The organism is Flavobacterium sp. MMLR14_040, assembly GCF_033657265.1.
In the GTDB taxonomy this organism is placed as follows: Bacteria; Bacteroidota; Bacteroidia; order Flavobacteriales; family Flavobacteriaceae; genus Flavobacterium.
On record NZ_JAWVWO010000004.1, the window covers coordinates 221,999 to 248,481 of the forward strand.

At 33.4% G+C, this 26,483-nt stretch carries 21 protein-coding genes and 1 tRNA gene; 3 read left to right on the forward strand and 19 right to left on the reverse strand.

Annotated features, from left to right (window positions below; translation table 11 throughout):
* From SD960_RS08205 to SD960_RS08275, 15 genes are all read right to left on the reverse strand, one after another.
* Positions 1-2,703, reverse strand: a complete 2,703-nt coding sequence (locus tag SD960_RS08205) for a hypothetical protein (protein WP_318802178.1) — start codon at positions 2,701-2,703, stop codon at positions 1-3.
* Positions 2,691-6,017: a baseplate J/gp47 family protein gene (locus SD960_RS08210; RefSeq protein ID WP_318802179.1), complete on the reverse strand. Its 3,327-nt coding sequence runs from the start codon at positions 6,015-6,017 to the stop codon at positions 2,691-2,693. The genes SD960_RS08205 and SD960_RS08210 overlap by 13 nt, the downstream gene beginning before the upstream one ends.
* Before the next feature lie 412 nt (positions 6,018-6,429).
* Positions 6,430-6,840, reverse strand: a complete 411-nt coding sequence (locus SD960_RS08215) for a GPW/gp25 family protein (protein WP_318802255.1) — start codon at positions 6,838-6,840, stop codon at positions 6,430-6,432.
* Positions 6,841-7,400: 560 nt separating this feature from the next.
* Positions 7,401-7,691 (reverse strand): PAAR domain-containing protein, encoded by a 291-nt coding sequence (locus SD960_RS08220; protein WP_318802180.1) that lies wholly within the window; start codon positions 7,689-7,691, stop codon positions 7,401-7,403.
* Positions 7,692-7,695: 4 nt separating this feature from the next.
* Complete coding sequence (gene vgrG / locus SD960_RS08225; protein WP_318802181.1) at positions 7,696-9,441, reverse strand: type VI secretion system tip protein VgrG; 1,746 nt, start codon at positions 9,439-9,441, stop codon at positions 7,696-7,698.
* Complete coding sequence (locus tag SD960_RS08230) at positions 9,441-10,124, reverse strand: LysM peptidoglycan-binding domain-containing protein (protein ID WP_318802182.1); 684 nt, start codon at positions 10,122-10,124, stop codon at positions 9,441-9,443. Before SD960_RS08230 ends, vgrG begins: the two co-directional genes overlap by 1 nt.
* A gap of 2 nt (positions 10,125-10,126) precedes the next feature.
* Positions 10,127-10,285 (reverse strand): DUF5908 family protein, encoded by a 159-nt coding sequence (locus SD960_RS08235; protein ID WP_318802183.1) that lies wholly within the window; start codon positions 10,283-10,285, stop codon positions 10,127-10,129.
* Between the two features lie 2 nt (positions 10,286-10,287).
* A complete protein-coding gene (locus SD960_RS08240; RefSeq protein WP_318802184.1) occupies positions 10,288-10,734 on the reverse strand; it encodes a phage tail protein in 447 nt (148 codons plus the stop codon).
* Between the two features lie 2 nt (positions 10,735-10,736).
* Positions 10,737-11,165, reverse strand: coding sequence for a phage tail protein (locus SD960_RS08245; protein WP_318802185.1), 429 nt, complete (start codon positions 11,163-11,165; stop codon positions 10,737-10,739).
* A 30-nt stretch (positions 11,166-11,195) separates the two neighbouring features.
* On the reverse strand, positions 11,196-13,292 hold the full coding sequence (locus SD960_RS08250) for a phage tail sheath C-terminal domain-containing protein (RefSeq protein ID WP_318802186.1): 2,097 nt from the start codon (positions 13,290-13,292) through the stop codon (positions 11,196-11,198).
* Positions 13,293-13,310: 18 nt separating this feature from the next.
* Positions 13,311-14,153: a hypothetical protein gene (locus SD960_RS08255; RefSeq protein ID WP_318802187.1), complete on the reverse strand. Its 843-nt coding sequence runs from the start codon at positions 14,151-14,153 to the stop codon at positions 13,311-13,313.
* Positions 14,150-14,752, reverse strand: coding sequence for a DUF4255 domain-containing protein (locus SD960_RS08260; RefSeq protein ID WP_318802188.1), 603 nt, complete (start codon positions 14,750-14,752; stop codon positions 14,150-14,152). Before SD960_RS08260 ends, SD960_RS08255 begins: the two co-directional genes overlap by 4 nt.
* 581 nt (positions 14,753-15,333) lie before the next feature.
* Positions 15,334-16,428: an exopolyphosphatase gene (locus SD960_RS08265; RefSeq protein WP_318802189.1), complete on the reverse strand. Its 1,095-nt coding sequence runs from the start codon at positions 16,426-16,428 to the stop codon at positions 15,334-15,336.
* 301 nt (positions 16,429-16,729) lie between these two features.
* Positions 16,730-16,801: transfer RNA gene (locus SD960_RS08270), tRNA-Glu, on the reverse strand.
* Between the two features lie 425 nt (positions 16,802-17,226).
* Complete coding sequence (locus tag SD960_RS08275; protein ID WP_318802191.1) at positions 17,227-17,868, reverse strand: GNAT family N-acetyltransferase; 642 nt, start codon at positions 17,866-17,868, stop codon at positions 17,227-17,229.
* Between the two features lie 179 nt (positions 17,869-18,047).
* Here SD960_RS08275 and SD960_RS08280 point away from each other — a divergent pair, with 179 nt between their 5' ends.
* On the forward strand, positions 18,048-18,842 hold the full coding sequence (locus SD960_RS08280; RefSeq protein ID WP_318802192.1) for an acyltransferase: 795 nt from the start codon (positions 18,048-18,050) through the stop codon (positions 18,840-18,842).
* A gap of 478 nt (positions 18,843-19,320) precedes the next feature.
* Here SD960_RS08280 and SD960_RS08285 read toward each other — a convergent pair whose 3' ends face one another.
* Positions 19,321-19,875, reverse strand: a complete 555-nt coding sequence (locus SD960_RS08285; protein ID WP_318802193.1) for a porin family protein — start codon at positions 19,873-19,875, stop codon at positions 19,321-19,323.
* A gap of 87 nt (positions 19,876-19,962) precedes the next feature.
* Entirely contained in the window at positions 19,963-21,099 is a 1,137-nt protein-coding gene (locus tag SD960_RS08290) for a helix-turn-helix domain-containing protein (protein ID WP_318802194.1), read from the reverse strand.
* A 231-nt stretch (positions 21,100-21,330) separates the two neighbouring features.
* Between SD960_RS08290 and SD960_RS08295 the strand changes: the two genes are divergently transcribed.
* The gene (locus tag SD960_RS08295; protein ID WP_127340882.1) at positions 21,331-21,789 is read left to right on the forward strand and encodes an RNA methyltransferase; all 459 of its coding nucleotides are present in this window, start codon (positions 21,331-21,333) and stop codon (positions 21,787-21,789) included.
* A 225-nt stretch (positions 21,790-22,014) separates the two neighbouring features.
* Here the strand turns inward: SD960_RS08295 and SD960_RS08300 are convergent, their stop codons facing one another.
* Together SD960_RS08300 and SD960_RS08305 are read right to left on the reverse strand one after the other, a co-directional pair.
* Positions 22,015-23,130: a nuclear transport factor 2 family protein gene (locus tag SD960_RS08300; RefSeq protein ID WP_318802195.1), complete on the reverse strand. Its 1,116-nt coding sequence runs from the start codon at positions 23,128-23,130 to the stop codon at positions 22,015-22,017.
* Positions 23,131-23,398: 268 nt separating this feature from the next.
* Positions 23,399-24,094, reverse strand: a complete 696-nt coding sequence (locus SD960_RS08305) for a pseudouridine synthase (RefSeq protein WP_318802196.1) — start codon at positions 24,092-24,094, stop codon at positions 23,399-23,401.
* A gap of 211 nt (positions 24,095-24,305) precedes the next feature.
* On the opposite strand from SD960_RS08305, the gene SD960_RS08310 reads away from it, so the two are divergent.
* Complete coding sequence (locus tag SD960_RS08310; protein WP_318802197.1) at positions 24,306-26,318, forward strand: M13 family metallopeptidase; 2,013 nt, start codon at positions 24,306-24,308, stop codon at positions 26,316-26,318.
* The last annotated feature ends 165 nt before the right edge of the window (positions 26,319-26,483 follow it).

Below are 26,483 nucleotides of genomic sequence, written 5' to 3' on the forward strand. Positions count from 1 at the left end.
TTATAGTGATCCTAAATTTGTTTTTCCTAGAATTATTTTTTCGAATTGATTTTCGTTTTCGTCGCTGCAATCAAATAGTCTTCCCGTAGGATATAAATTGCTGAGGTTGGACAGAGCTTTAATAAATGGTATTAATTCTGTTTCCGGTTGTTCCTGGTTCAATATCGTTTTGGCAAACAAATATTCTTTATAAGAGTTTTCAAACTGCAAAAGCTCATTTTCTGCCGGGTTGTCAATTTCATTTTTCCTGTATCCGATCCAGCAAATTTTTGCCAGTACATGCGATGGTAATTCTTCTTTAATGACCTTTTCCATATAGTTTCTGAAATCGATATTCGCAAAACGCAATGTGTATCCGGGAAGTACAATACTTACACGATAGGAGTAGGGATCCAGAGGTTCGCAGTTTTTGCATTCATCTGTACAAATAGGTAAAAAAGTTTCCGGATTTACAGTAACTAAATTTACATCGGGACGAAGCATCATGTGTTCTACGATAAACATTCCTTCTTCTGTAAAAACTTCTTTCATGAAATAAATCAAATCCAGAATAGATTGTTTTAGTTCCTGTAAAGTATCATAGTACGTGTATCGTTTTGCAATAATTCGGTCGGCGTTGTCTTCGTCTGTAATTAATGGATTAATGATATCATACGAATACTTGCCTGAATCAGCCTGATGAATCTGAATGTTGTCAATAACTTCAGGATCTGAAATTCCTTTTTTAAAAGCTTCTTCAACATTATATTCTCTGGTTTGAATAATTTGCAAAACTGCAAAATACAGTTCTCTATTGGCTACAGAAGTGTCATAATATTCTGTTGTTCCGGAGAGTACAATATTGTCTTCTGTATCTCTGATTCTCCATCGGTACACAAGCTGATTGTCTGAATCAATAAAATGATATAAATCAACAAAAGAGTCTGACAAGTGTCTTCTATTATAATCTTTGATTCCTAAAAGTCTGGAAATTCTCTTTTTGACTCCCGAAACATTATCGGTATCCCATAAATTACTATTGGGCTGTTTGTAATAGTTAAAAGAGTTGCCCCGATTTTTACTTACGATTTTATAATCTTTCAAAAAATCTTCTTTCGTTTTAAGAACCACTTCATCAGTTGCAGTTCCGTATATGCTTTTGTTGATGAAAACATATTCAGAAAAACGTTCTGCAAAACGCCCTAAAAGATGATCCAGAATATCATTTCTTCTTTCTATATTATTGTCCAGTTTTTCAAAAAGAATTTCTGTCAGATATTCATCATTATTTTCAGGGTAATTGGTTACCAGTTCACTAAGTCCGTCGATGTCTTTTATCGCCTGAGTAAAAAATGTTTTGGTAAGATTACCGCTTACCGAAAGCATTTCATTCACCTGTCCTAAATGTTTAAAATAGCTTCCTAAAATCTGATCAAAAAATAAAAGATAACCTTTAAGTTGTTTTGCCTGAGATTTTCGGGCAGCTGTAGCTCTTGTTGGCAAACCTTCTTCTCCAATACCATAAGTATCCGGAAAATCATTTTGTATTGTTGTATAACTTTCAATGTCAAGATACCTTCCGTCGGGTAATTTTAGCTCTTTATTTTGGCTCGAAAAAGCAGTAGCCGCATCTTTTGCAGCATCAATTTCGTCAAGATAAATTGCTACTTGCGCCTTATTGATATTTAACGGCAGCAAACCTTTATTATAATTGAAAACACTTTTATAACAAATTAACGGTTTCTGATATTCTTTAAGGCAAATCAACCATTGATTTAAATTTGCATCGCCATCTCCGCAATCTCCCATGGCGATATCTTTGATCGAGATAACGCCCGGCACATTCATGATTAATTTTATAATATCAGATAATCGTACTTCGCTGGTTAGTTCGGCTTCGATTAATTCTTTGGTATCTATAAAACCGTTTTCAAGAATAGGACCGTCAAAAATTTCTAACGAAGTATATCCCTTATCCATCATTTGTTTAACCGAATAAAAATTGACTGTTGTCGATAAATAGCCATCAAGGGCATGCAGTACAAGCGCGTGAACCATTTCTTCATCGGCCTGGGTATCTACTTCAATACTGGCGCATATTTTTATTGGGTATTCATCTACTTTTATAATGTTGATCAGATCTTCGCACAGGTTTCTGTTGGCATGGTATTTCTCTCTGATTTTGTTTTTAATACCATTAATTTCCAAGGGGTTTTTGCTTTCAAAATCTACATAAAGATCATATAGCCCTTTTAGTTCAAACTGCTTTTTAAAACCTCTCGGAACTTCGTTAAAATCTTTAGAATCATAAGATAATTTATCCTCTTTACAATTTACATAAACTGTTTTTTTGTGTTTTGCCGGCCAGCAATTTTTAACGCCGTCGATATCGATAAACAATTTTCTGTAATCGAGTGCTGTTACAGGACTTGTAGGCAATACTTCTGAAGCTTTAAAAAACTGAGAAGCAATTCCCTTGCTTTTTTGTTCAGATGCCAAAATGTTTTCGATAGGAAGATTCATTCGCATACCAAGATCTGTTATGGCATAGCATAACATCTCCAACATCGTGATACCCGGATCATGCGAGTTAAAATCAGTCCATAATTTGCCTCCAAGCTGTTCGATGTACTCAATTCCTTTTTTTCTTAGAAAAAAGAAATCCAGGTCGTCTTCGGTGGCAACTTTTTTAGGAATAGTGCTATGTGGGTTTAGTACTGACATGTTTCTGGTGCTTCAATAATTGGTTGTTTACAAGTTTTTATATCTGTAGAAATAATGTGATTTTTTACCGATACAAGAATGCGTTTTGGGTCTGATGGTGAGACTATTGGCAGAAATTCCAATTTAGCCTGATACGCAGCATCATTTGGATTTTCCGGTTCTGGATTGTCCTCTTCAAGCTTAGCCATTTCCAATTCGGCTAAATAGTCTACATAATATAATTTTTCGATGTAGTCAATCACGGTGCTTCGGTGCAATTCAATTCCAAAAAGAATATCCTGAGAAGTATCAAATGCCCACGGCGACAAGAATTTTGCTATATCTTCATTCAATTGTTTTTTATAAAAATTCTCATCATATTCAGCATAAAATTTGACACTTAATTTAACCACCACTTGTTCGTATTCCGGATTAATAACCACCGCATCGACATGCATACTGTTTAAATTGCTGATGTAATTTTGAATTTTATTTAAAGTTGCAGTACTCACTCTTGGTTCATAAATATCAAATACATTTTTGTTGATAATATCGGGAACCACAATAAGGGTTACATCGCCAGGCGAAAGAAATGAATTGGTTGCATTATTGGTATGGTTAAGACATTTTACCCTAAATACTTCGGGAAATTCCTGAAGAATAAGATGTTCATAATCCCAAAGTGTTATTGCTCTGTTTTTATGGCGAAGGCGTTCGCTTACACGTTTGTAATACGTATCATCAGATTCTATAGGTTTTCCTCCAAAAGAATTAAAAGGCTGCGAAACACTTTTGACTTGCGTGATTCGGTTGATAAGCTTAGAAATCGTTTCGGCCGGCAATCCTTTTTCTAAGTGCGATAAATCATTTTCATTGTTAAAAAACTCGGCAGTAACGACTTGTGTTTTTACATCGATAACTTTGCAGACCGCATCATAAGCTTTATGCATTTTTGCTTTTATCCAGATGAGGTTATCCGGGAATAAAGTATTTGTTTTGGACGCTTGTTTCGGAATAGTAAATTTTACGATACCCGATTTTAAGAAATTATCGATGGAATTCGCCAAAAGGTCATTTTCAATATTTTTCCAATAGTTGTCGCAAAGCACAAACCACTGTACTTTTTGTTTTCCTGTAAAGGATTCAGCCAGCGGATTCTCGCTTCCTTCCAGTATTTGAATTAATAAAGCGACTTGTTGTTCGGTTTCAGCTTCGTCAAGTCCTATATAAAATTCACCACCATTACAATAATCAGGAACCAGACGGCTTGCAATTGAACTATTTGTGTCAAAAACAGCTTTTTGTACTGCTAGTTTTTTTAAATACGAATGCTCTTCACTCTGTCCGAAAGGCCCTTCATGAAATAATTTTATACGCTCTGTCTCGTATTGTTCTTCGGTTTGATTGGCAAAATTTGTAGTTTCTTCTGCAGCATAATTTAAACTGATTGTTTCGATAAATGGTGTGTAAGCTTCGTTTGGAATAAGCGTATCAGCAAGTTTACTCATTATCGCAAGCGTATATATTTTTGGATATAAAGAATGCAGAAAAGATTGATTTAATGTTAATCGAATCGGACCGCTTTTGTCAATATCATAATTGTTTTCTTTTACAGAAAAATCTGTTTTATATCCCTTCGTAATATTGTCTATTGTAAACAGTGCAATGCCTGGCTCTTTCTTTTCCCAGTTTTCTTTATTTAATACAGATACTGTCGCTTTAAAATACTGATCTGAATCTACTATAAGATCTGATACGTTCTGGTTTAGAATTAGTTTAGTTTTATTTTCCGGAATATTAATAGTTATATTTTCTTTCGGTTGTGGGTCTTCGGGCTGGTTGACAGATAAATCTTTTACTATTTCTTCCATAAACATTCCTTTATAAAAAATGCTCTTGCTTATTGTAGTAAGATATTTGGTTTTGTAAGCATCATAATGTGATACGAAGGAGGTTGGCGTATTTTTCCAATTGATGGTAACGTCAATAGTTTTCCATTTTTTCGAAAAGATTTCAGGATAATTAATCAAAAATGAAGATCCTTTAACGGGCTGTGTTGTAAAAGGATAGAAAGGCTTGGCGGCATTTAATAAACCATTGTCGTTTTCAAGCGATAAAGAGGTAGCATCTTTTACATTTACGAGTACTTTAATTTTACTTATCGTTTTTGTGACTAAATTTCTAAATAAATAATGTCCTTTTTTATTTTCAGTATGAATTAAAAATCGAATAATAGGTTGATCACTTGAAAAAGCTTCGCCTAATATTTTTTGATTATAATTAACAATTGCCAGAGTATCTTTTGGAATCTGAAAAACAAGTCTTAATTCTTTTCCTGAAATATTGGATTCAGAAGTTTCGCCAAGTTTAAAATCGCCAAGCCATTCTTTTTTGCCACTACAGAAAATGCTGAGATTGTTTATAAGATCCTCTCGGGTAAAAGATTCGGGTTTAAAATCAAAAGCCTCGTTAAAAGTGATTGTAATATCAATATTCCTTTCGCCTTCCTGTAATTCGAATAAGGGAGAAGCAATTGCAAAACCAAGTTTGGCCGCTTGTAGTTCTGTATATTTTTTTTCAGCAGAAGTATATCCAAAAGGCAGCCAATATTTAGCTTCATCTTTAAGACTTTCTCCTTTTCCATCAAGGGAATTTGTCACTTCGCTTGCTTTTATTTCACCTCGCTTAATATCATTATAAACACTTTTAAGTTGTGTAATCTGGGCTTTATTTGCAATTAATTCTTCGGTAGTTTTATAAATAAGTTTGTTTCCTGCAGCATCTTTTCCGGCGTCTAATTCAGTTTGTGAAGCAATTTGTTCCTCGATACTTTTTTTAGCCAATTCAAAAATAACATGTACTTTATCTGCTTTTGCAGGAAGTTTTTCGATTTGCAAAATGTCTTTATAAAAGAAATCAAGATGTTTTTTTGTAATTAAATTAAAACGTGTTTTAGATAATTCCAATAGTTTTAAAAAACACACAAAAAGAGTCATATGTGGTGTTAATGTGCCTTCAAACTCAATGTTGCGAAGTGTTTTTGAAATATTTTGTTTTACGTTATTGTAAGCCTTGTCATTTCTGTTAGAAATATCTTTGGGAATGCCAAAATGATCAAAGATTTCCTGCCAGTTACCAGCTGGATTTTCGCTGTCATTGGTTTCAAAAAAATTAACCTGTTTGGCGAAGTTATAGGTAAAAAGTAACCAATCTTCCATATCAAAGTCATGGAGCTGCAAATTGTTGGGATCCAGAATAGTATTCAGGCGATCGCCTTGGTCTGTGCCATTTCGTTTGAATAATATATCGTTTGTATGGTCGCTGTTGTTACACATAATACTATTAAATATTAACCTTCGCTGAGGTGTAATTATTTTTAATCTTTTATTTACTGCTAATCCTGCAAAGTTTTCAAAACCTTGTAGGTATTCCTTTTTTGTTTTAAAATTTTTTCTCGCAGATTTTGCAGATCGAGCAGATTTCTCTCTTTTAGTTTGTTTTTTGTGTCACCCTGAGCGAAGTCGAAGGGCGTTCCAATTGGCACGTGGGCTTCGACTCCGCTCAGCCTGACAAATCGTTTAAACCCTTTAATCTGTGGCTTTTTTTTCACGCAGATTTAGCAGATTTTTAATTTTTAATTCTCAATTTTTAATTGTTCAAATCATTTTAATCTTCTAATCTGTGGCTAAAATTTTTTCACGCAGATTTAAAAAGATTTAAGCAGATTTTTAATTCCCAATTTTTAATTTATATATTCGTTCCTTCTTCTTTATAGAAAGGATATACCATATTGGTTCTGGAATTGGTTGCCCTTACTTTATAATCTAAAACCACTAATAATTCGCCATTTAAGTCATCTCCCTGAGTGATGTCGATTTTCTCTACATCAATTCGTGGTTCGTGATATAGAATAGCGGTTTTTATTAATTCAGATACAAAGGTTTTCAATGTTCTGTTTAGCGGATTAAAAAGAAGTTCATCCATATTGCATCCATATTTTGGGAGCATAATACGTTCTCCAATTTTGGTCGATAATAAAATTTCCAGACTGCTCTTAATATCCTCTTCATCAGAAATCATGACAACAGATTTTGTTGTTTTTTTAAATTCTGGAGGAAAACTCCATCCGGTCCCTAAAAAAGCTTGTTCACTTTCCATAATTAATTCAATTTGCTTGTCGATCATTTTTTAATCCCCAATTAAAATCTAGCAAAGTTTTTTTCTCATTTATTTCACGATTTCTATGATAAAAAAACAATTTTCAGGAGCTAATCCCGCTATCCGTTCCAATCTTTTGTGGCGAACCCCGCCACAAAAGGATTTCCACTTCTATCGGGGCTAGGAAACTCGTTTTCATAAGAATATTTTCGTCAAAATGATAAAACACTACGTAATGCTAATTAATAATATGTAGTCCCTACGGGACAATATTGCCATTTTAAATTATTTGCTACCAACATATAATCTCTACGAGATATGATCTTTATGATTATGCAATGAGAATCCAATCTTTGTGGAGCTTCCCGCTGAGATTTCTCCTTCGTTGAAATGACAAACAGTTCGGTAATAACAAATAACTCCAATAAAATAATCCGTTAGGATTTGAATCTTGGTAGAAAAATAGAATACCACCAGATAAAATATCCCGTAGGGATTACATTTTAATATTTTTAAAACCACCTGATTTACATGGTTGTTAAATCACTAATCTGAATTAACTATCCTATTAAAACTGTTGCTAATCCGGCTACTATTGTTCCGCCGTGTGCGGTTGAATCTCCCATTCTGGCTGCTGGTTTTCCGCCAATTAAAACCGTTGATGAACCCATTACGATGCTATCCGGCGGACCACTGCAAGTAGCCATGTCGCCAACACAGGCTGCGGGAATTCCGCCAATTAAAACGGTTGGTACGCCGGCAGGTAAAATGGGCCCGCCCACATGCGGTACGGTAGCCGTTACCATTGGGCAAACATGCATATCTGAAACTCTTGCGGCTGGTGCTCCCATAATTTTAATTTATTTGTACAATACTTCCTTTTAAGATGGCTGTTGCGCCAGATGATAACTCAGCGCCCGCGCTTCCTTCGGCCTTCAATTGTGCGGTGGCACTTATCGAAACATTCGTTCCTTCAATTTTGACATCTCCGGTTGCTTTTATTTCAATGTTTCCGGCACTTTCCATTTTTATTCCGTTGCTGTCGATGGTGATTACGTTCGAATTTTCATCTTCAATAACAATGACGCCTTTGTCTTCGTCAAGCGTAATTTTTTTTCCTGCCGGAGTTTCAATTCCAATTGATTTTTTTTCATCATCAAACAAAACTTTCATTTCACTTCGGGTAACAATTCCTTTTTGATGATTATCGTCAGAAGCCGTTATCGGAGCAGGTTTTCCGCTGCTGTGAAGCATTCCTAAAACGATGGCATTATTCGGATCTTCATTAATAAAACCAATGATAACTTCATCTTCAATTTCAGGTCTAAAGAAAACACCTCTGTTTTCTCCCGCATCAGGAGAAGCCACGCGACACCAAATTCCCTGTTCTTCATTATTGATGATTGGAATCTTTACCAAAATTCGATCTTCGCCATTTGGATCACTTTCCAACTGTGTTACAATTCCGGTGTGAAGCCCTTTTATAGCAGGAATAATTCCGGAACCAGTGGGCGTATGAATGTCAAATGTTTCAGAGAACCATTCCGGATTCAATCCGAATTGTGCGTCGATAGTCCAGTTTCCTTCTGATATTTCATGAAAAACTCCTGTGATGTATGCTTTTCCGTTAAATCGATCACCAACGCCTTCGAGCGTAATTATGGTATTGGGTTTTACTGCCGGAATTCCCTGAAATTTCACTCTTCCGCGAATTTTTGATAATTGCTGAAAAAGTAATTTTGCATCTGCCCAATCCTGAAGTTCCGCTTCGGTGATTGTTCCGCCGTGACGTAACTCAAGGTTTTCCAGTTCGATGGTTTCGGCTAAATCTGATGCCGTTAAATTTCCATTTAAAGAAATACCCGGATCTTTAGCTTCAATTTCAACCAATTCCTGATTGCTGTAATCCCAACTATACGAAGACACTTTTGTAAATTGATTTCTGGCGTCAATTTCAGCATCAAAATCTAATAAACTTGCTCCAAAAGTTACGGTTTCAACAGATGAAGATGTTACGTTTGGTTTGCTAATGGTAATTTTTCCGTTTTCAACAAAACAAAGTTTACCGTTTGCCTGCGCCCGCGAAACCATAAAATCCCAATCGGATGTATTGTACTGAACGAGTTCTTTGTGGCTGAAATTGGTTGCTTCTATATCTTTTTGTAATCCGTAAGTACCAATAATTTCCTCAAATGCTTCGCTGTCTTTTACATCATAAAAATATTTGCTTTTTCTGCCAATAGTAAGCTTTACCGCTTCATCTTTGCATTCGATAATCAACAAAGAAGTGCCGCTTTTTATTTTAATAGAATGCTTGATGACAATGCCTTTGTAAATCGTTTCTTCGTCGTTGTGATAACCGGCGGTTATTTCAATTTTTTTCCCCGGAATCAGCAAATCTTCATTACTTAATTTAAAATCTCTTTCAGAAGCTTCTCCGTCTGTCAAAACAATTTGAGCCATAGGAATCCGGTTTACTTCATTTTGTACCACAATACTTTTTACCTGATAGGTTTTAGATAACTCTGTTCCTTCAATTAAAACTTTATGCGTTACTAAATCGGCATTTTGACTGGTTTGTATGACTCCGCTATTGTTCATCAGGATTGTTTTTGTAAGGGTGGAAAAAATAGTTTTTGTCCTGTTTTTAATTTTCTGAAATTGACAATGTTATTTACCCTTGCAACTTCCAGATAATACTTAGAATCTCCGTAGATAGTAAAGGACATCAGAGGCAATGTATCACCATCTTTTACGGTTCTGAAATGTGTCAAATCCGGCGATTTATTGTTTTCCTTTGCAGCCCTTAACTGATCTTCAACAAAACCCTGAAATTTTGCTTTTGCAATCGCTCTTATAGGCGTTCCATTTGGTTTAAAGAGTTTAAATTCAATATCCATTTCGGTCAAAGCACCTTTAAAAAGCAATGCTCCCCACGAAATAATCAGGTAATTGGGCTTGTGTTCGTCGCCATTGTAATCAAGGATGACTTTTTTGAATTTATCAATGTCATCCATAATTCCATTTGGAGCACTTTCGAAGCCGTTAATTACTCCTGTTCGGTCAAAAACAAAATCGAGTTCCAGATTTTCAGGTAGTTTTTTATTGAACTTCGGAGAAACCGTACTTGTACCTGCAGCCTGATTTTCATCGGTTTCAATCTTATAATGATAGGTGTACTTTTCCGGATTCATTAAAGTATCAAATTTACCATCGGCAATTTTGGTGTTAAATTCCGGATCACTATAAGCAACAACTTGCAGTTTTTCTAATTCTCCAGCCATGACTATCGTTCTTTTTTACGTTCAATAATTTTCATTACCTGTTCTACACATTCCGCTACCGGATCTTCGCCTTTGCTTTTTGAAGCATTGGGAACCGAATTCGGTTTTGATCCTTCGTTCACATTTATTTTGATGTGAAGCTCTTTTATTTCTATCGGCATGACTAACTTTTAAGTAAAGTGAAATAATTATAAGTGAGTTCAAAGCTTTCAACAACGAGCTTACTTTCCTGAGCATTAAAATCCTCAACGGCCCATTTTACAGGATAGGCGTGAACCACATTCCATGAAATCAAAGGCTGATGTTCTTCATTAAGCAATTTGATGGTCAGGTTAACTGGCTTAAACGAGAAGTTTTCGATAGCGTCCCGACACCAGTCGATCACTGCAGAATCTATGAGCATTCCTCTTTTTAAACTCAGGTTTGGATATTTTGTCTTTACCGGAAGTTTATGCTTGAATCTGTTTTCACCACCTTCGGCTATCTCTTCAGTTTCAATATCAACAGATAAACCGGAAACCGATTGAAACTGATGGTCTTTTGCCTGTGAGCCAAGACCTTCAAATTCAACTAAAAAATGAAAACCAACCGGTGGATAATAATTAGCCATGATTAATCATTTTGAATCGATAAACCTTCGTGAACCAATTCCATTGATTCTATCGCCACTTCGTTTCCATCGGCTTTTAAATCAGTCGACTGTACTTTGGTTGGCCATGCATTTTTTACTTTCCAGGTAATCACCGGCTCGTGTTCTTCATTCAGCAATTTGATGGTAATGTCCCTTCTTTCGATAGTGTTTAACTTTACCGTATTCCACCAGGTGTAATATTCATTATCACTTTTAAAAGTTCCTCTTTTCAGGGTGATATTAGAAAACTTTTGCATGCCCGGCATTTTGATTTTGCTGTACTCCGGACTTGCGCCCTGGCGGTATTCAATAACTTCAGTTTCTACATCTAATCCGGAGACTTCTGTAAAACCTATTTTTGTTCCTCCCCAGTCAACTGAGAAATGAAACTTTGCTAATGGATAACTCATGATCTATATTTTTTTAATGTTGATATTTAATTAAGATTCCTGCATTTTGTGAGAGAAACGAAGGATGATGAACTCAGCCGGACGAACTACCGCCATTCCAATTTCAATAATCATTCTGCCTTCCAAAATATCCAAAGCCGACATGGTTTGTCCCAGTCCGATTCTAACATAAAAAGCCTGTTCGGGTTTTGCTCCGGCCAAAGCCCCGGCTCTCCATTGAAGAATTAAGAAATTCTCAATCATCGCTCTGACTCTTATCCAGGTATTGGCATCATTAGGCTCAAATACAAATTGTTCGGTTGCTTTTTTGATAGATTCTTCTGCCATGTTAAAGAAACGTCTTACCGGTACATAACGCCATTCGTTGTCATTACCTGCCAGTGTTCTCGATCCCCAAATCAAGGTTCCTTTTCCCGTAAAACTTCTGATGGCGTTGATGGATTTACCGGCCACAGTATCAACATTTAAATTATCCTGAATTGTATTTGTTATTTTAACGGTTGGTTTTATTACATAGTTCAGGCTTACATTCGCGGGAGCTTTCCATACTCCTCTGTCTCGGTCAACTCTTGCATAAACCCCTGCAACAGCAGAACTTGGAGGAAGTGTTATAGGCAGATTGTAAATTTCGGTAAGTATTTTATTGAACGTTGCGTTGTCAATATCTTCTAACGTGCTTAATTTTCTTCCGTTTAATGCTCCATTATTTACATCTTTTCCGTTAACAGATTTAATGTGTCCTAAAAGTGTAAGTAGCGTTCCTTTAATACCAGAAAAATTATTTGTAAGTCCTGCAATTCCCGTTTGAGCGTTTAGGGGATTATAGATTACCAGTTTTTTTAATTCTTTATCAAAACTTACATCATCGGTAGATATAATTTTAAGCATTTTAGGTGCTGCGTTCTCATCCTGTATTTTTTTCTTTAATGTTTTTAAATTTTTATATACAGAGTCAATTTTATTTGAGGCAGTAAAATTCAAATTAAAGGCTGTCAGGGCACTTGAAATGTTACCGGCAATAACCAGATCTTCATCAGATATTGTACTGATTGCAGCATTTGCTTCGTCGTTTAGCGAGCTTCTCAAAAGCGATAAACTTTCTAAAGTACTAAGCAGATTATCCAGATTTTTTAAAAAAGCTGTTTTTTTGGCAGCGTCGGTAACAAAAGTTCCTCCTAAATCAAAACCGGTCGCGTCATTACTATACATTTGTAAAAACATGTCACTGATCTGACCAGCAATATCTCCCGCAACAGAATCGTCAACCAATTTGGCTACAGTTGCGTCAATTCCCGTAGTAGGGTTTTCTATAAGCGCCAATCCTGCAGCAATTTGATCATATGCTTTTGCTGTATAAGAGTAATGTTTTATTGTAATTTTAGTAGCATCAAAAGCATAGTCCAGTATGGTTTCCAGGTGCGGATAATAAACCGCGCCGTACTTAATAGTATCTTTTTCAGAACTAATTTCATTTCTTAAAGCGTCTATGTTAGGGTCTGTTGGACTTGATTCATCGTAATTTAGAGTGTCAATTAAGGTAAACCTGTCCTGAAGATTATGGCATTGTGTAAGTGCACTGTTGTATAATCCGTAAAAATCAGTTGGAAGTATTCCATCTACTTTTGTTGCATCTGGAAATAAAATTAGAGTTGGTTCGTCTACTTTTTCTAACTCAGCCAATCCATCATTCAGCGCAGCGCTACTGGTGATTACTGTAACCGGAGAGTCTGTTTCATCTAAATCATTTCCATAACGCCCTACTGAAATAATGTAACAAGGACCGCCGCCATTTGCAAAAAACAACTGCATTGAATAGTACATTAAAAAAGGCTGTTTTAAAGTTGGCTGATCTACAATAATAGATCTTGTGTCGCCACTATTACTGGAAACATCATTAATTGTAACACTAATTGTTGTTTCCGGTTTTGCAAAGCCAAAAAAACGTTCATATTCTAAAAGAGAGGTGATTCTGGTTGGCTGCAATTTTAAATCTCCATTAATCTTGTTCGTAGCTTTTTCAGTATAGCCAATAAAAGCGGGAATCGCTGTTTCAACCTGGGCTACAGAAGGAGGAAACTTTACGATTTCCTCAATATATACGCCAGGTGTTTTGTAAGTTGTTGCCATAATTGATTGTTTTAATTATTAAATAAATATTTCCGAATAATAATCGCCATTGCTTTTTGTTATTGATTTTACAGAAGGATTTGGATACTGGCTGTTTACCGGTTCTTTGGGCGTAAAATCGGTGAGAGGGTCAATTTCAACAAAACCCGAATAGGTTAGGGGTTTTACAGTATCGGTTTTGATTTCGCTTTTTGTTTTTCTGTTGATGTATTTCCAGAACGTTTTTCTATTGTCAAAATGAATTTTAAAATGAGGGCTCAGTATTTTTCCCGAATTATTCACAATATTTCCCGGATTATTATCGCCTTTCATTGTCAAGGAGATGATTCCGAAAACATCTTGTCTTTCTTGTGGATAGAGCTCTGATAAAAAATGTGCCGTTGTTTTTTCGGATACTAAAAAATCATTTGAAATCAGAATATTTTCATTGTTTTTGGGAATGTATTTAAATGTTACGGCTTCCGTTGTAGGTTTCACGTTACTGAATAAAAACATTTGATTTAGGACAAAATCCAAATCAGTATAATTCTCAAATTGATAATCGTTGATGGAGATTTTAAAGTCCAGTTTTAAATCTGCCGGAATACTTATAAAAGGATCAGTTTCATCGACTTCCTTGACTTTAGTGTATACCCGAAAACCTGTTTTTGACAGCTTAAAAGCCATTTTATAATTTTTTAATCTTGTTTTGGTTTCTACTGTTGGAACTATAGTGGCAAAGGAATTACTGTCGAATTTTTGCAGCATTTTTTCCTTATCTGCTAAAGACATACTTGTATAAGCATCTTCACCGCTATTCAGAAAATAATTGTGAAAAAGCGTTACTTCAAATAATAGTTCATATGTAAAAGCAAAACTCATGACTGTTCTTTTGTTTTTGTTAGACCTTTAAATTTGCTGATAAGCTGTCCTTCAGCTTGTGGGATATTGCGTTCAATTTGTATCATACTTACTTTGTATAAAGCAGAGGGAAGCTGCTTGCCTCCTAATGTTCCCCAGATATAGTTCAGCTCTTCAAAAGTGGGCGTGTAGAGTTCAACCGAAAATCTGAAATCATCAATATTTGCCATTGCAATATTATTTCTGTTGTAAATAGTGTTGGCTTGTGTAAAGAGTCTTTTTCCCTGAAAAAATGCGATGATTTTTGAAATATCATTAAGCGAGTTGATGTATATATTTCTATTGGCGCTAAAAAGTAAATACAGGTTTAAATTGATGACGCTATTTTTGTAAATTGTTTTAGCATTTTCAACAGAATGATTGGGAAAGTTTTTTAAAGTAGCTTCTTCATCCAAATTAATTAGGGTAAGGGCTACTTTATCTTCTAAATTTCCGGATACGGCTTCGTTTTGAGATTCTAAAAAAGCAATATTTTCGGCCACAACTGTTTTTTCTAACCCAATTTCGTCGAGATAGTTGTTTACTTGTTCTGCAATTATTTGAATAACTTCAAAAACCATTTGTGATAAAGTTTTAATTTTAAAAATCAGTACTTATATAGTTATGATAATTTGCTAAAAATCTCATTATCAATATGTAGGTTGAAAAATAAAAATGGGGGCTTTTGAATTTGCTTAAAACCTGGAATAGAAATAAGGCTGGTAGGTTTGTCTAAAGTAGAACAATGGGAGTGTATTAAAAAAGGGGGAAATGACCCTTTTTTTTAGGGTAAAACAGTTTGTTAAGTATTTGATTTACAGATTATTGTATCTTTGTAAAAGTCTAATTTTATCTTTTGTAAAAAAGCAAACGTCGTAATCTATTGAAATCGATAAAACTTTAGTAAAAAAAAATCTAAAAACATTTAATTTTTAGATTTAAACTGGAAAAAAAATGGAGAATTTGAAAAATACCTGAAAGTTTGATTTTTAAGTGAAATTTATTCTGGCTGTCTAAAACGCAAATAATGTATGAGAAACCTGTTATGTGTAGAATTAATTCATTTAAGTTTTATTTCAAATCAAAATAAATTCTTAAATGTGATATAAAAAAAAGCCTTAGAATTTTAAATTCTAAGGCTTTTTTAATCGAAAAACTATATTTAAAAATTAGTATTCACTTTTTTAGAACGATCTGCAATGTATGAGATTAGCCAAATTGTTTGTCCTTCTTTTACAAAGAATATTTTCTTTTTTTCTAAATCCGGAATGCTTTCCAGACACGATAATAAAATGTTATTTGCAGAAATTAAGTATTTCTGGTCATAGGTGGTTAAAACTCTGGCAGCTTCTTTATTTGTTTTAGCAAGCGTAGTAAACTTGGTGAAATTATTCTTTAATATTGCGTCATAGTTAATAACATCTTCTTTGCTTAAGGCAACGTAATGCTCTTTAACGTTTTCATTATAATATAAAGTTGCAAACGCCCAGACAGCTCCGCCTGATAAATACATTTTTTCTTTTTTTGATAAAAGAGGATTTTTATCAAACATTTCTTTTACCTTCTTTAGCAATACAGAGTTAAAATCAAAAGATTTTTCCTGATATACCGACATGTCATTAGCTTGGTTTTGGTTTACAACCGTTTTTTGTACAGCATCAGTAAGTGTCATTGTACCGAAATTAAGCTCTAAAGGAATAAATTCTAATTTATCATCTTTAAGCTCATCGATATATCCGCCTTTGGTAGTTTGCGCTCCAATGTCAAGCAAAAATGCGTTAGCATAATCAACTGGCGGTATAGCACCTTTAACCAGGGTTTTAGCTTCTTCGTTAACATTAAGGATTTCAACATCTTTGTTAATTTGAGAAGTTATTTTATTTCTTAAAACGTCAATGTTGCGGGCAGATGTAAAAAGGGGAGCAGCTACAATAAAAATATTTTCTTCGGGCATTTTATATTCTGCTCTTATTTTTTTTAATTGCTCAACAACTATAGCACTGGTTCTGTCAATATCGTCCTGAGTAATCTCTCCGGTTTTATCAATATGTTCTGCAAAATTAATTCTCTCAGTCCAGAAATACAGAATCTTATAATCCGCTTTTTTGATATTGTTTACATCCAGAACTGAAACTTTTATAGCTCTGCGACCGATTTCGATTCCTGCATAAAGACTTTTTTGCGAAAATGAATTAATGGAAAAAAATAGATTTAAAAGAATAAAAATAAGAAGTTGGGGTTTGTTTTTTTTAAGCATTTGATTTAATTATGGTTAAAATATATTTGTTTGAATAAAGTTTTTAAAGTAATTATGCGAAAATCATAATTTTAAATTAAAAATAATGGGTTTTAATATAAGATCGCAAATTTATAAAAACATTTACTAAGATAAATGCAGTTATTGTAAAATATAGAATTTAATTAGCAGGATAGTGCTTTGAGGACAATTATGTGCGATTTTTATTATTTCCAGGGTCTTGAGAAAGAATAATACGTCAAATTGATTTAGAGGACAAACTAATAAAACGAAAAAAGCTCCAGATTTCTCTGAAGCTTTGTAGCCCGTAGCGGAATCGAACCGCTCTTACATGGATGAAAACCATGCGTCCTAACCGATAGACGAACGGGCCTGTTTTTCTATGCGGGTGCAAAAATGCAATTAATTTTAGAATACACAAAAATTTTTTTCAGAAAATTGTTTTTACTTACCCTAAAAATATCACATTTAGAAATAATTAATCGTAAATAAAATTAGCTATTTAAGACGTATTTATTTGATTAATAATTTTTTGGATTACATAGAAAAGTGGTTTTTTCTTTTTTTATTTCAATGATATTTTTTGAAGAAATTTAAAATTATTTTGAAAGTTATTTATTTTGAAAGAATATTCTTTTGGTTTTTTTACTGTTACATATTGTTGTATTCCTTTGATTTTGCTCTTTTATGTTTATTATTTCAAGACTGTATCATAAATTTTATTCAAAAGGTCTTGTCTCATTTTTGAATTTCTTTGATTTAAAAGTATTTCTTCAACCCATAAGAAAATATCAAAAATCAAAGAGGAATAACGATGGAAGTGTAAAAGCAATAAAGTTTCCAGCCTAGTGATTCATACAAGGGTTTTCCTTCTTCTGTGGCAACTAAAAAGTTTTTGGAAATACCTTTTGATAATGCAATTTTTTCAAGTTCTTTCATTAAAAATGTTGCAAGGCCTTTTCTTTTATGATTATCATCAGTTAAAATTCTATCATATACCGCCAATTCATCAACAAGAATAAGGCGGCCTAAAGATGCTGCTTCGCCTTTTTGAGTAACTACTTTAATAACATAAGTGGAATTATAATTAGTTATTTCTAATTTATAATCATTATGTAAACAGATATCAGGAATAGTCATCGGATGAAAACAGGACATCATATATCCTTGAGGTTGAACTATCCATTTCTTCAATACATGACGTTTTACTTCGCTTGGGGAAGCACAAACTTTTAAAAATACCCAAGGTTCATTTATATCTTTTGAAAGCTGAATAAAATCGTCATTAAGTTCAGTAAAAACATAGCGGGTTTTCTGTTTTTCAAAACCTACATCAACCTTTAACCCGGATTTAAATTTAACAGGTAATGGCAATTCTCTTGACATGCTCCAAGCCTTAAGCCAGCTGTCAATAATATCTGAAGAAATATGATTTTCCATATTTAAATTATTATAAACAAATATAAAAAAAGAAGGCCAAAGAAATCCGAATTATTTGTAAGACACTAACTGTGAAAAACTTTAAATTTTACTTTCCTTTTTCATTTTGTATTGAAAAGTTAAGTGTTATGTTTGTTCACAATTCAGCGAAAAATTAAACTTAAAATTAGAAATATATAGTGATAGATAAATCAGAGATTAAAGTTCATAAAAAACTATTTGGGCTTGATCATTTACGAGCTTTTGCTATTATTTTAGTTTTCTTTTTTCATTATTATATTATAAGTGACGGAGAGCCCGAATGGCTTCCTGATGTAGCTTCATTTGGCTGGACAGGAGTTGATTTATTTTTTGTGTTAAGTGGTTTTTTAATTTCTTCGCAACTATTTCTGCAAATTAAAAAAGGGGAACTGATTTCGTTTAAAGTCTTTTTTATCAAACGATTTTTTAGAATTGTTCCTGCCTATTTAGCAACAGTTGGAATTTATTTTTGCATTCCGTATTTCAGAGAAAAAGAAGCACTGCCTTCAATTTGGAGATTTCTTACTTTTACTCAAAATTTTGATCTTAATTTAAAAGACTACGGAACATTTTCGCATTGCTGGTCGCTATGCGTAGAAGAACATTTTTATCTTTTTTTACCCATTATTCTAATATTTCTACAGACTTCAAAACTGTTCTTTAAATCATATTGGCTATTAATAGGCCTGTTTTTATTTGGTTTTGCGATTAGATTTTATAGTTTTAATCACTTGTATTTACCTAAAATTAATGAAGAAAATAGCTGGATGTACTGGTATAAGTTTATTTACTATCCGACTTACAATCGCTTAGACGGACTTTTAGTTGGTGTTTCTATTGCAGGAATTTATCAATTTTTGCCAAATTTATGTATGGACCAGACTTTCAAAATATGGCAATCACTTTCTTTTATTAAGTGTATGCATTTTGACGGCTGCTTATTTTTTATGTGAAGACTTACTGACTTTCAAAGTATCTGTTTTTGGATTTCCATTAATTGCAATTGGCTTTGGTTTTATAGTTGTAGGTTCGATTAGCCCTACAAGTTTTTTATATAAAATGAATTCAAAAATTACAACGTTTATCGCTAATCTTTCTTTTGCTATTTATTTAACTCATAAAGGGATAATTCATACAACCCATAAACTATTAAAAGACTTTGAAATAGAGAATAATCTAATGCTTCTAATTTGTTTGATAACCTGTGTTTTAGGAGCCTATATTCTTCACTTGACAATAGAAAAAACATTTATGAAAATAAGGAACAAAACCATGAAAGCAATATGAATGTTATTCACTAATTAATGCCTTTCTACCATAAAAAGAATGAAAAAAAATCCTTATTCATTTTCTGAATAAGGATTTTTAGTTTAATTATTTGCATATTTTCTCCGGTATTCTATTGCCTTAAAATGATGAATTGCAAGTTTTTTAGAAAAAGAAATAACCAACAGATACTTGAAATACTCCGTTTTTATTTTTAAAAGAGGAATTATCTACATTATTAATATCAGTTAATCCCAGATTATATCTTACGCCAAAATTAAGTCCGTTTTCAAGTTTGTAGCCCAAACCAAAATTAACACCAAAATCAACAGTATTAAACGAATCTTTTACATCTGTTTTTTCATTTTTAGCGGCAAGTAAAAAACCTATTTGCGGTCCGGCTTCAAGACTCAATCCTTTTGTTACATAATATTTTCCCATTAAAGGAACGTTCAGGTAACTTAAGGCAACTGTATTATCATTGAAACTGTATCCCTGACCGGAATACATTAATTCGGGTTGAAAAGAAAATTTATCAGAAAGTGGAATTTCTGATACAACACCAAAATTAAATGATGTTACGACATCAATGCCTTCGGTATTATCTCCGCTGATAGTTGCAAAGTTTAAACCTCCCTTAACGCCAAATTTAATTTCCTGGGCATTAACATTTGTAAATCCTAAAACTGTAACAACAGCTAGTAATAAAAATTTTTTCATAAAAAGTGTTTTGAATTATATGATGCAAAATTCACTTAAGAAAAATTAGGCGAGGTTTCAAAAGCTTAAAAGTGTATAAATTGGTACTTATTTGCTGGTGTTTTTATATTCATTTGGTGTCTGACCAGTAACTTTTTTAAAGGCTTTGTAAAAAGTTGTTTTTGAAGTAAAACCAGATTCTAATCCCATCGTCAATAAATTATAGTTTTCATATTCAGAATTTGACATCATTTCCTTGACAGCTTCAACTCGATATTGAGTGATGTAATGGGCAAAATTTTCTCCTGTTATCGTATTTATAATTTGTGAAACATATCCGGCGCTTATGCCTAGTTTTTCAGCAACTTTTTCTCTATTTAATGTACTGTCTGTATAAATGTGCTGTTCTTTACAGAGAAATTCAAGTTTTTGAAAATAAAGATTATCTGCCGTTATAGATTCTCTATATTCTTCTGGTCTGTCATTTTCTACAATTTGCAGATTGGTATAAGAAATAGTTAAATCTTCATTTAAAAAATTGTAAATGGCATCTTTGTTTTTGGCCAGTTTGTATTTATAAATGCCTATATAAGCTGTCCAATGAATTATGAATGTTGCAGATAACGCCAGGACGCTCATAGTAGAAGAAATGTCATATTGAAGAAATAAGCCAACCAGAGCAGTAATAAGAAAAGCGAATACCAATGAAGAAATAATTGTTAATAAAGTAATTATCCATTTTTTTTCCTGTGAATCTTTTAAATGTCTTATCATAAAATAAGAGTAAAATAGTAGGAATGGGATGAATGTAACGGCTAAAACAAGATGGATCAGACCCAGTATATTGATGAGATCAATACCTAACTCAGGAATAGTATAAATTCCTGCAACATGATCAAGATCTTGTATAATATTCAGGACTGCGGAATAGGCAAATGGAATAAGACATAAATAATTTTTTTGTTTACTTTTTACAGTATCATCAATTCGGTTGATAATAAACAGAAATAGGAAAGCAGGAACTAGAAATACCCATTCGATGTGGTCAATAAACCGTAGAAAAGGATAGGAAGTAAAGGCATCTTCGATCTCAAAAACGTGATTCAGTAAAATAATTGAAAATGTAAATAGTAAGTATGCCAGGTATTTATTTGAATTACTATTGAATAAAGCAGACTTTAAAATAATTAAGCCTAAGACTATTCCCTGAAAAACCGCAATATTTAAAAGTGTAGTATATATCAATTTTTTAATATAAGAGTTGCCTTTAAGATTTGTTTTTGGATATCGTGGTAATTAGTCATTTTTTGAAACATAACTTATTTCATACGAATTGATAAAACGAATTTATATTAATACTGATTACTTTCTTAGGGGATTAAGAAATGATTAACTAAAATGCCTCTTTCCCGAAGAAGCTCTTTCTTTCAACTCAATAAAATTGATTTTTATATTTGCACTTTGTATTTTTGCCTTATGAATGATAATTTTATAAATGAATATTTTGGGATTGGAATACAAAATGGTAAAACGCCTGAAAATTTGGGTGTTTTATGGAGATCAGCGCAAAACTTAGGCGCTACTTTTATTTTTACCATTGGTAATCGATATGCCAAGCAAGCCTCTGATACGCATGATGCGGTAAAAGCAATTCCTTATTTTCATTATGATACTTTTGAAGCCTTTTTTGAAAACTTACCAAAAGGAGCACGATTAGTTGGTGTGGAATTAGATGAAAAAGCTTCTGATTTAGAGACTTTTGAGCATCCAAGACGTTGTGTTTATTTATTGGGAGCGGAAGATCATGGACTATCCAAAAAAGTTATGGCTAAATGCCATCATTTAGTGAAATTTAAATCGGTAAAAAGCCTGAATGTGGCTGTCGCAGGAACTATTATTATGTACGACAGAAATTTGCCTAAACCGAGATCTTAAAATAAAAACCTTAGTTATTTGGTAATCATTGTATCACTCGTAATTGTAAAGTATTTCAAACAAGAAAAGCTCCAGATTTCTCTGAAGCTTTTGTCTTAGTAGGGGGGGAAGTATTCAATTTATCTAATTGTGTATGACTTAAAATTTATTCTTTGCTATAATTTTCCGTAATGAAGTTTTTATGTTTTAGCCATTTACAATCTTCTTGGCTATTGATAAAGTATCCTAATTATTTTTCTCAATCATTTCAATAATTTTTAAGGCAACACCATTTGATGATTGAAAATTTTGTCCTGTAACAATTCGGCCATCATGTTCAACGTAAGATTCATTCCTCTTTGAAAATTTAAAATTCCCTCCTCTTTCTTCTATTGTCTTCTGAATTAAGAATGGGAAGTGTTTAAAATATTCATCATCTTGTTTTTCAAAAGAATCAGGATAACCACTTACTCTTTTTCCTTCAACTAAAAATTTACCATTTTTAGTTTTCAGGTTAACAATACCCGCTGTTCCATGGCATACCGAAGAAATAATGCCATTATTATCTTCGTATATTTGCATAACAATGTGTTGAATATCTGAGTTTTCAGGAACATTATACATTGCGCTTCCGCCTCCAATATAATGAACTGCTTTGTAAGCTTTATAATCAATTTCATTAGGAGTCATAGTATGTTTTATGGCGTACATAAAGTCTTGATTATATAGATATTGCTTTTGCAGGGTATCAGAGGTATTGATATAAGCTAAAGGAATAGCACGTCCCTTTGGACTTAGAAAATCAACAGTATAACCTGCATTTATAAAAGTATCATAAGCGTTTACGATTTCGGCAAAGCTATTACCCGTTGGAATTGTAGAATTTCCGTAATAATGAGCATTGGAAACAATAAATAATATTTTTTTACCGGATTTATTGCTTGTTTTGCTACTGGCAGCTTTACTAATTATTTTCCATTCACCCTGAATTTTTTTCAGTAAGAACATATCCATAAATTCTTGTTTTTTTTCAGCAATGAGAATTTCTGCTTTTGCAATGGCGATATCATTATAAAATTCTATAGAAATGATTCTTCCTAAACGACCGTTAAATTCTCCTTTGTTGCTCTTTTGAAACCAACTGACATACTCTGAAATTGGAACTATCCATAAAGGTTTTTCTTTGTTGCTTAGAAAAAGATTGGCTTCAGAATAAAAAGCTTTAATAATACTGTCGGGCTTATTATAAGATGTGCCTTCAATATAATTTTGAATACAGCTCTCAATCAGAGACTGTTCTGATTGTGAAAAAGATAAATTTGATACTAGTGCAAATAAGATTGCGAAAAAGGCTTTTTTCATAAACTTTTGATTTGAATGGTTTAAAAATGTTTCTCAAAATTATATTGATTAAGTTTTAAATCATTCCAAGTTTATAATACTGGAGTACAAATCTATATTTTAGGAATAGAAATTATGCTTTTTGTAATTTGAAGGTGTAGTACCTGTAATTTTTTTAAATGAACTATTGTACTGCTGGAATTAAACCCCGGATTCAAAACCTAAAGCATCTTTTGAACTAACACGCTTTTGAAACAGTATCTGATCATCTTTACTATAAATCATTATTCTATTTATAGTTATTCAAATCCAGATTAAGAATAGTACCTATTCTGCTAAACTCTTCATTAATCTTTGCATTCAGGATCAGTTGCTCATTTTTTATTGGATGATTAAAAATTAACTGATGTGCATGAAGCATCATTCCTTTCAGGTTATGATTCTCCAGCCATAATTTATTTTGTTTATTACAACCATGTGGACGACTTCCTAAAATGGGATGAAAAATATGCTTGAAATGTTTTCGTAATTGATGCATACGTCCGGTTTCAGGAATCGCTTCTACCAAACAATATCGTGATGTTGGTCGATTATTAAATTCTAAGGTAACTTCGGCATTTTGCAAACGATGAAAGTATGTTATTGCATTTTGCTTAATGTCATCATCATTGGTTAAATCATAATCAATCGTTAGTTCTTCGGGCGACCAGCCACGTAAAATGGCTAAATACTTTTTTTCGACTTCACGTGTGGCAAAACGATCATTCATGATTTTCAAAACTTCTTTATCCAACGCAAATAACAAGACACCAGATGTTTTGCGGTCCAACCGGTGAATAGGATAAACGTGCTGCCCAATTTGATTTCTCAATTCCTGAATAGCATAAACTTTTGCATCGCGTGCATAAAATGATTTGTGAACCAACAATCCACTTGGTTTATTAATGGCTATAATATATTCGTCCTGGTAAAGAATTTCTAACATTGGACAAAAGTAGAAGAGATTTCGACTAAAACCACTTTTATACGTATTTGTTTCTATACTTTCTTCGTAGTCGCGGAACGTTATACTGGATTGCCGCTTATAATTCTGACTTTTGTAAGTAGTATTTCTAATAAAAACTTTAGAATTAAAAACTGAATTCGTATATTGTTCTGCCGTTTTTCAGTTCATTTTAATAGAAATAGTCCAGATTATGAAAAATTCATTAATGCTATTCATAGCATTCTTAGCTTTTACAGCATGCTCAAAACATGAAGGTAAAAAAAATATTGCGATCACAGGAATAGATTCCACGTTGCGGCCTGGTAATGATTTTTTTAAATATGTAAATGGCAAATGGTACGATTCTGTATCAATACCTGCGTCCCAAGCCGGAGTTGGTGCTTATATGTTTATGAATTTCCCACAACGAATGCGCCTGCAGGGAATATTAGATAGTCTTTCGCAAAGCAAGAATCCAGAAGGAAGTATAGCACAAAAGGTAGGAGACTTTTATGCATCAGGTATGGATACTGTAACCATTGACAAACGCGGTTATACGCCTGTCAAACCTATACTTGCGAAAATTGAAGCCATTAGCGATTTACCATCTTTAATGAATTTTGTAGTTAATGAGGCAAAAACGGGTAATTCTTCTATTATAGCTTTTGGCGTGTCACCCGATCAGAAAAACAGCAGCATGAACATTGCTGAAATCTATCAAACCGGTATCGGCTTGCCTGACAGAGACTATTATTTCAAATCAGATTCATCAACTGTTGCCATACAGGAAGCATATAAAAAATACCTTGCTACATTATTTCAACAAACCGGCAGCAATGCCCAAGAGGCTCAAAAGAATGCTAATTTGGTTTACGATATTGACAAACAACTCGCCGTTTCGCATAAAACAAAAGTTGAACTTCGCGATGTGCAGGCAAATTATAATAAAATGGCTGTGGCAGATCTTGTAAAAAGACATCCGAACATAGAATGGATTACTTTTTTAAATAATTTAGGTGCTAAAACCGATTCTATTAATGTAGGTCAGCCTGCCTATTATGATGCGCTTAATAAGTTATTAAAAACCGTCCCTATTAATAATTGGAAAATTTACCTGAAAGCAAATTCCTTAGAAAGATATTCAGATGATTTAAGTAAGCCTTTTGTCGATGCTTTATTTGAGTATACCAAAGTGCTTTCGGGTCAGGCTGTTCAAAAATCCCGTGGCGAAAAAATGGCTAATGTCGTAGACAATTACTTAGGTGACGCGTTGGGTGAATTGTATGCAAAGAAATATTTTTCTGAAGATGCCAAAAAACGTATGCTAAACCTCGTGAATAATCTGCAGAAAGCATATGCCAAAAGAATTGATAATCTGGAATGGATGAGTCAAAGTACGAAACAAAAAGCGAAAGAAAAATTGGCAGCCATGACCAAGAAAATAGGATACCCGGATAAATGGAGAGACTATAGCAAGGTAAATATCTCAAGGAATACCTATTTTGAGAATATGGTTTCGGCCGCTACAGCTGCCTATCAATTTCAATTGGCAAAATTGGGCAAACCAGTCGATAAATCAGAATGGTATACTACAGTTCCAACCGTTACGGCATATAATAATCCTACTGCAAATGAAATTGTTTTTCCTGCCGGTATTTTACAAGCTCCATATTTTGATAATAATGCAGATGATGCACTTAACTATGGAGGAATTGGAATGGTGATAGGTCACGAAATAACCCATACTTTTGATGATCAGGGTGCTCAATATGACAAGGATGGCAACTTAAAAAACTGGTGGACAAAAGAAGATTATGCACAGTTTAAGTCAAGAATACAACAGGTTATAGATATGTACAGTACATACACAGTTTTAGACGATTTGCACATTAATGGTGCAATGACAGTTGGCGAAAATACGGCGGATATTGCCGGAATAGCTGTTGCCTACGATGCTTTTAAAATGACCGAACAAGGAAAAGGGAACACAAAAATTGACGGTTTTACTCCAGACCAGCGCTTCTTTATTTCGATAGCCAAAATATGGCGAGTAAAAATGAAAGACGAGTTCCTGCGTTTGTGGATCAACAATAATCCGCATTCTCCACCAAATTGGCGTGTTAATGGTCCGCTAATGAATACGACACCTTTTTACGAAGCATTTAATGTAAAACCTGAAGATAAAATGTTTTTGCCGAAGAAAGACAGGATAACTATTTGGTAATGGCCTTCGCTCTCCTGAAGGATATTCGTGGAAAAATGTGCAATGTCTCTAACTTTGCGCATTTTTTTAGTTTCTTAAATTAAAGCGGTTCGGCTATTGCGAAATAAAAATCTTACTTTTCAGGATGAATTAAAAAATAAATACTGATCTTTGTAAGATATATCT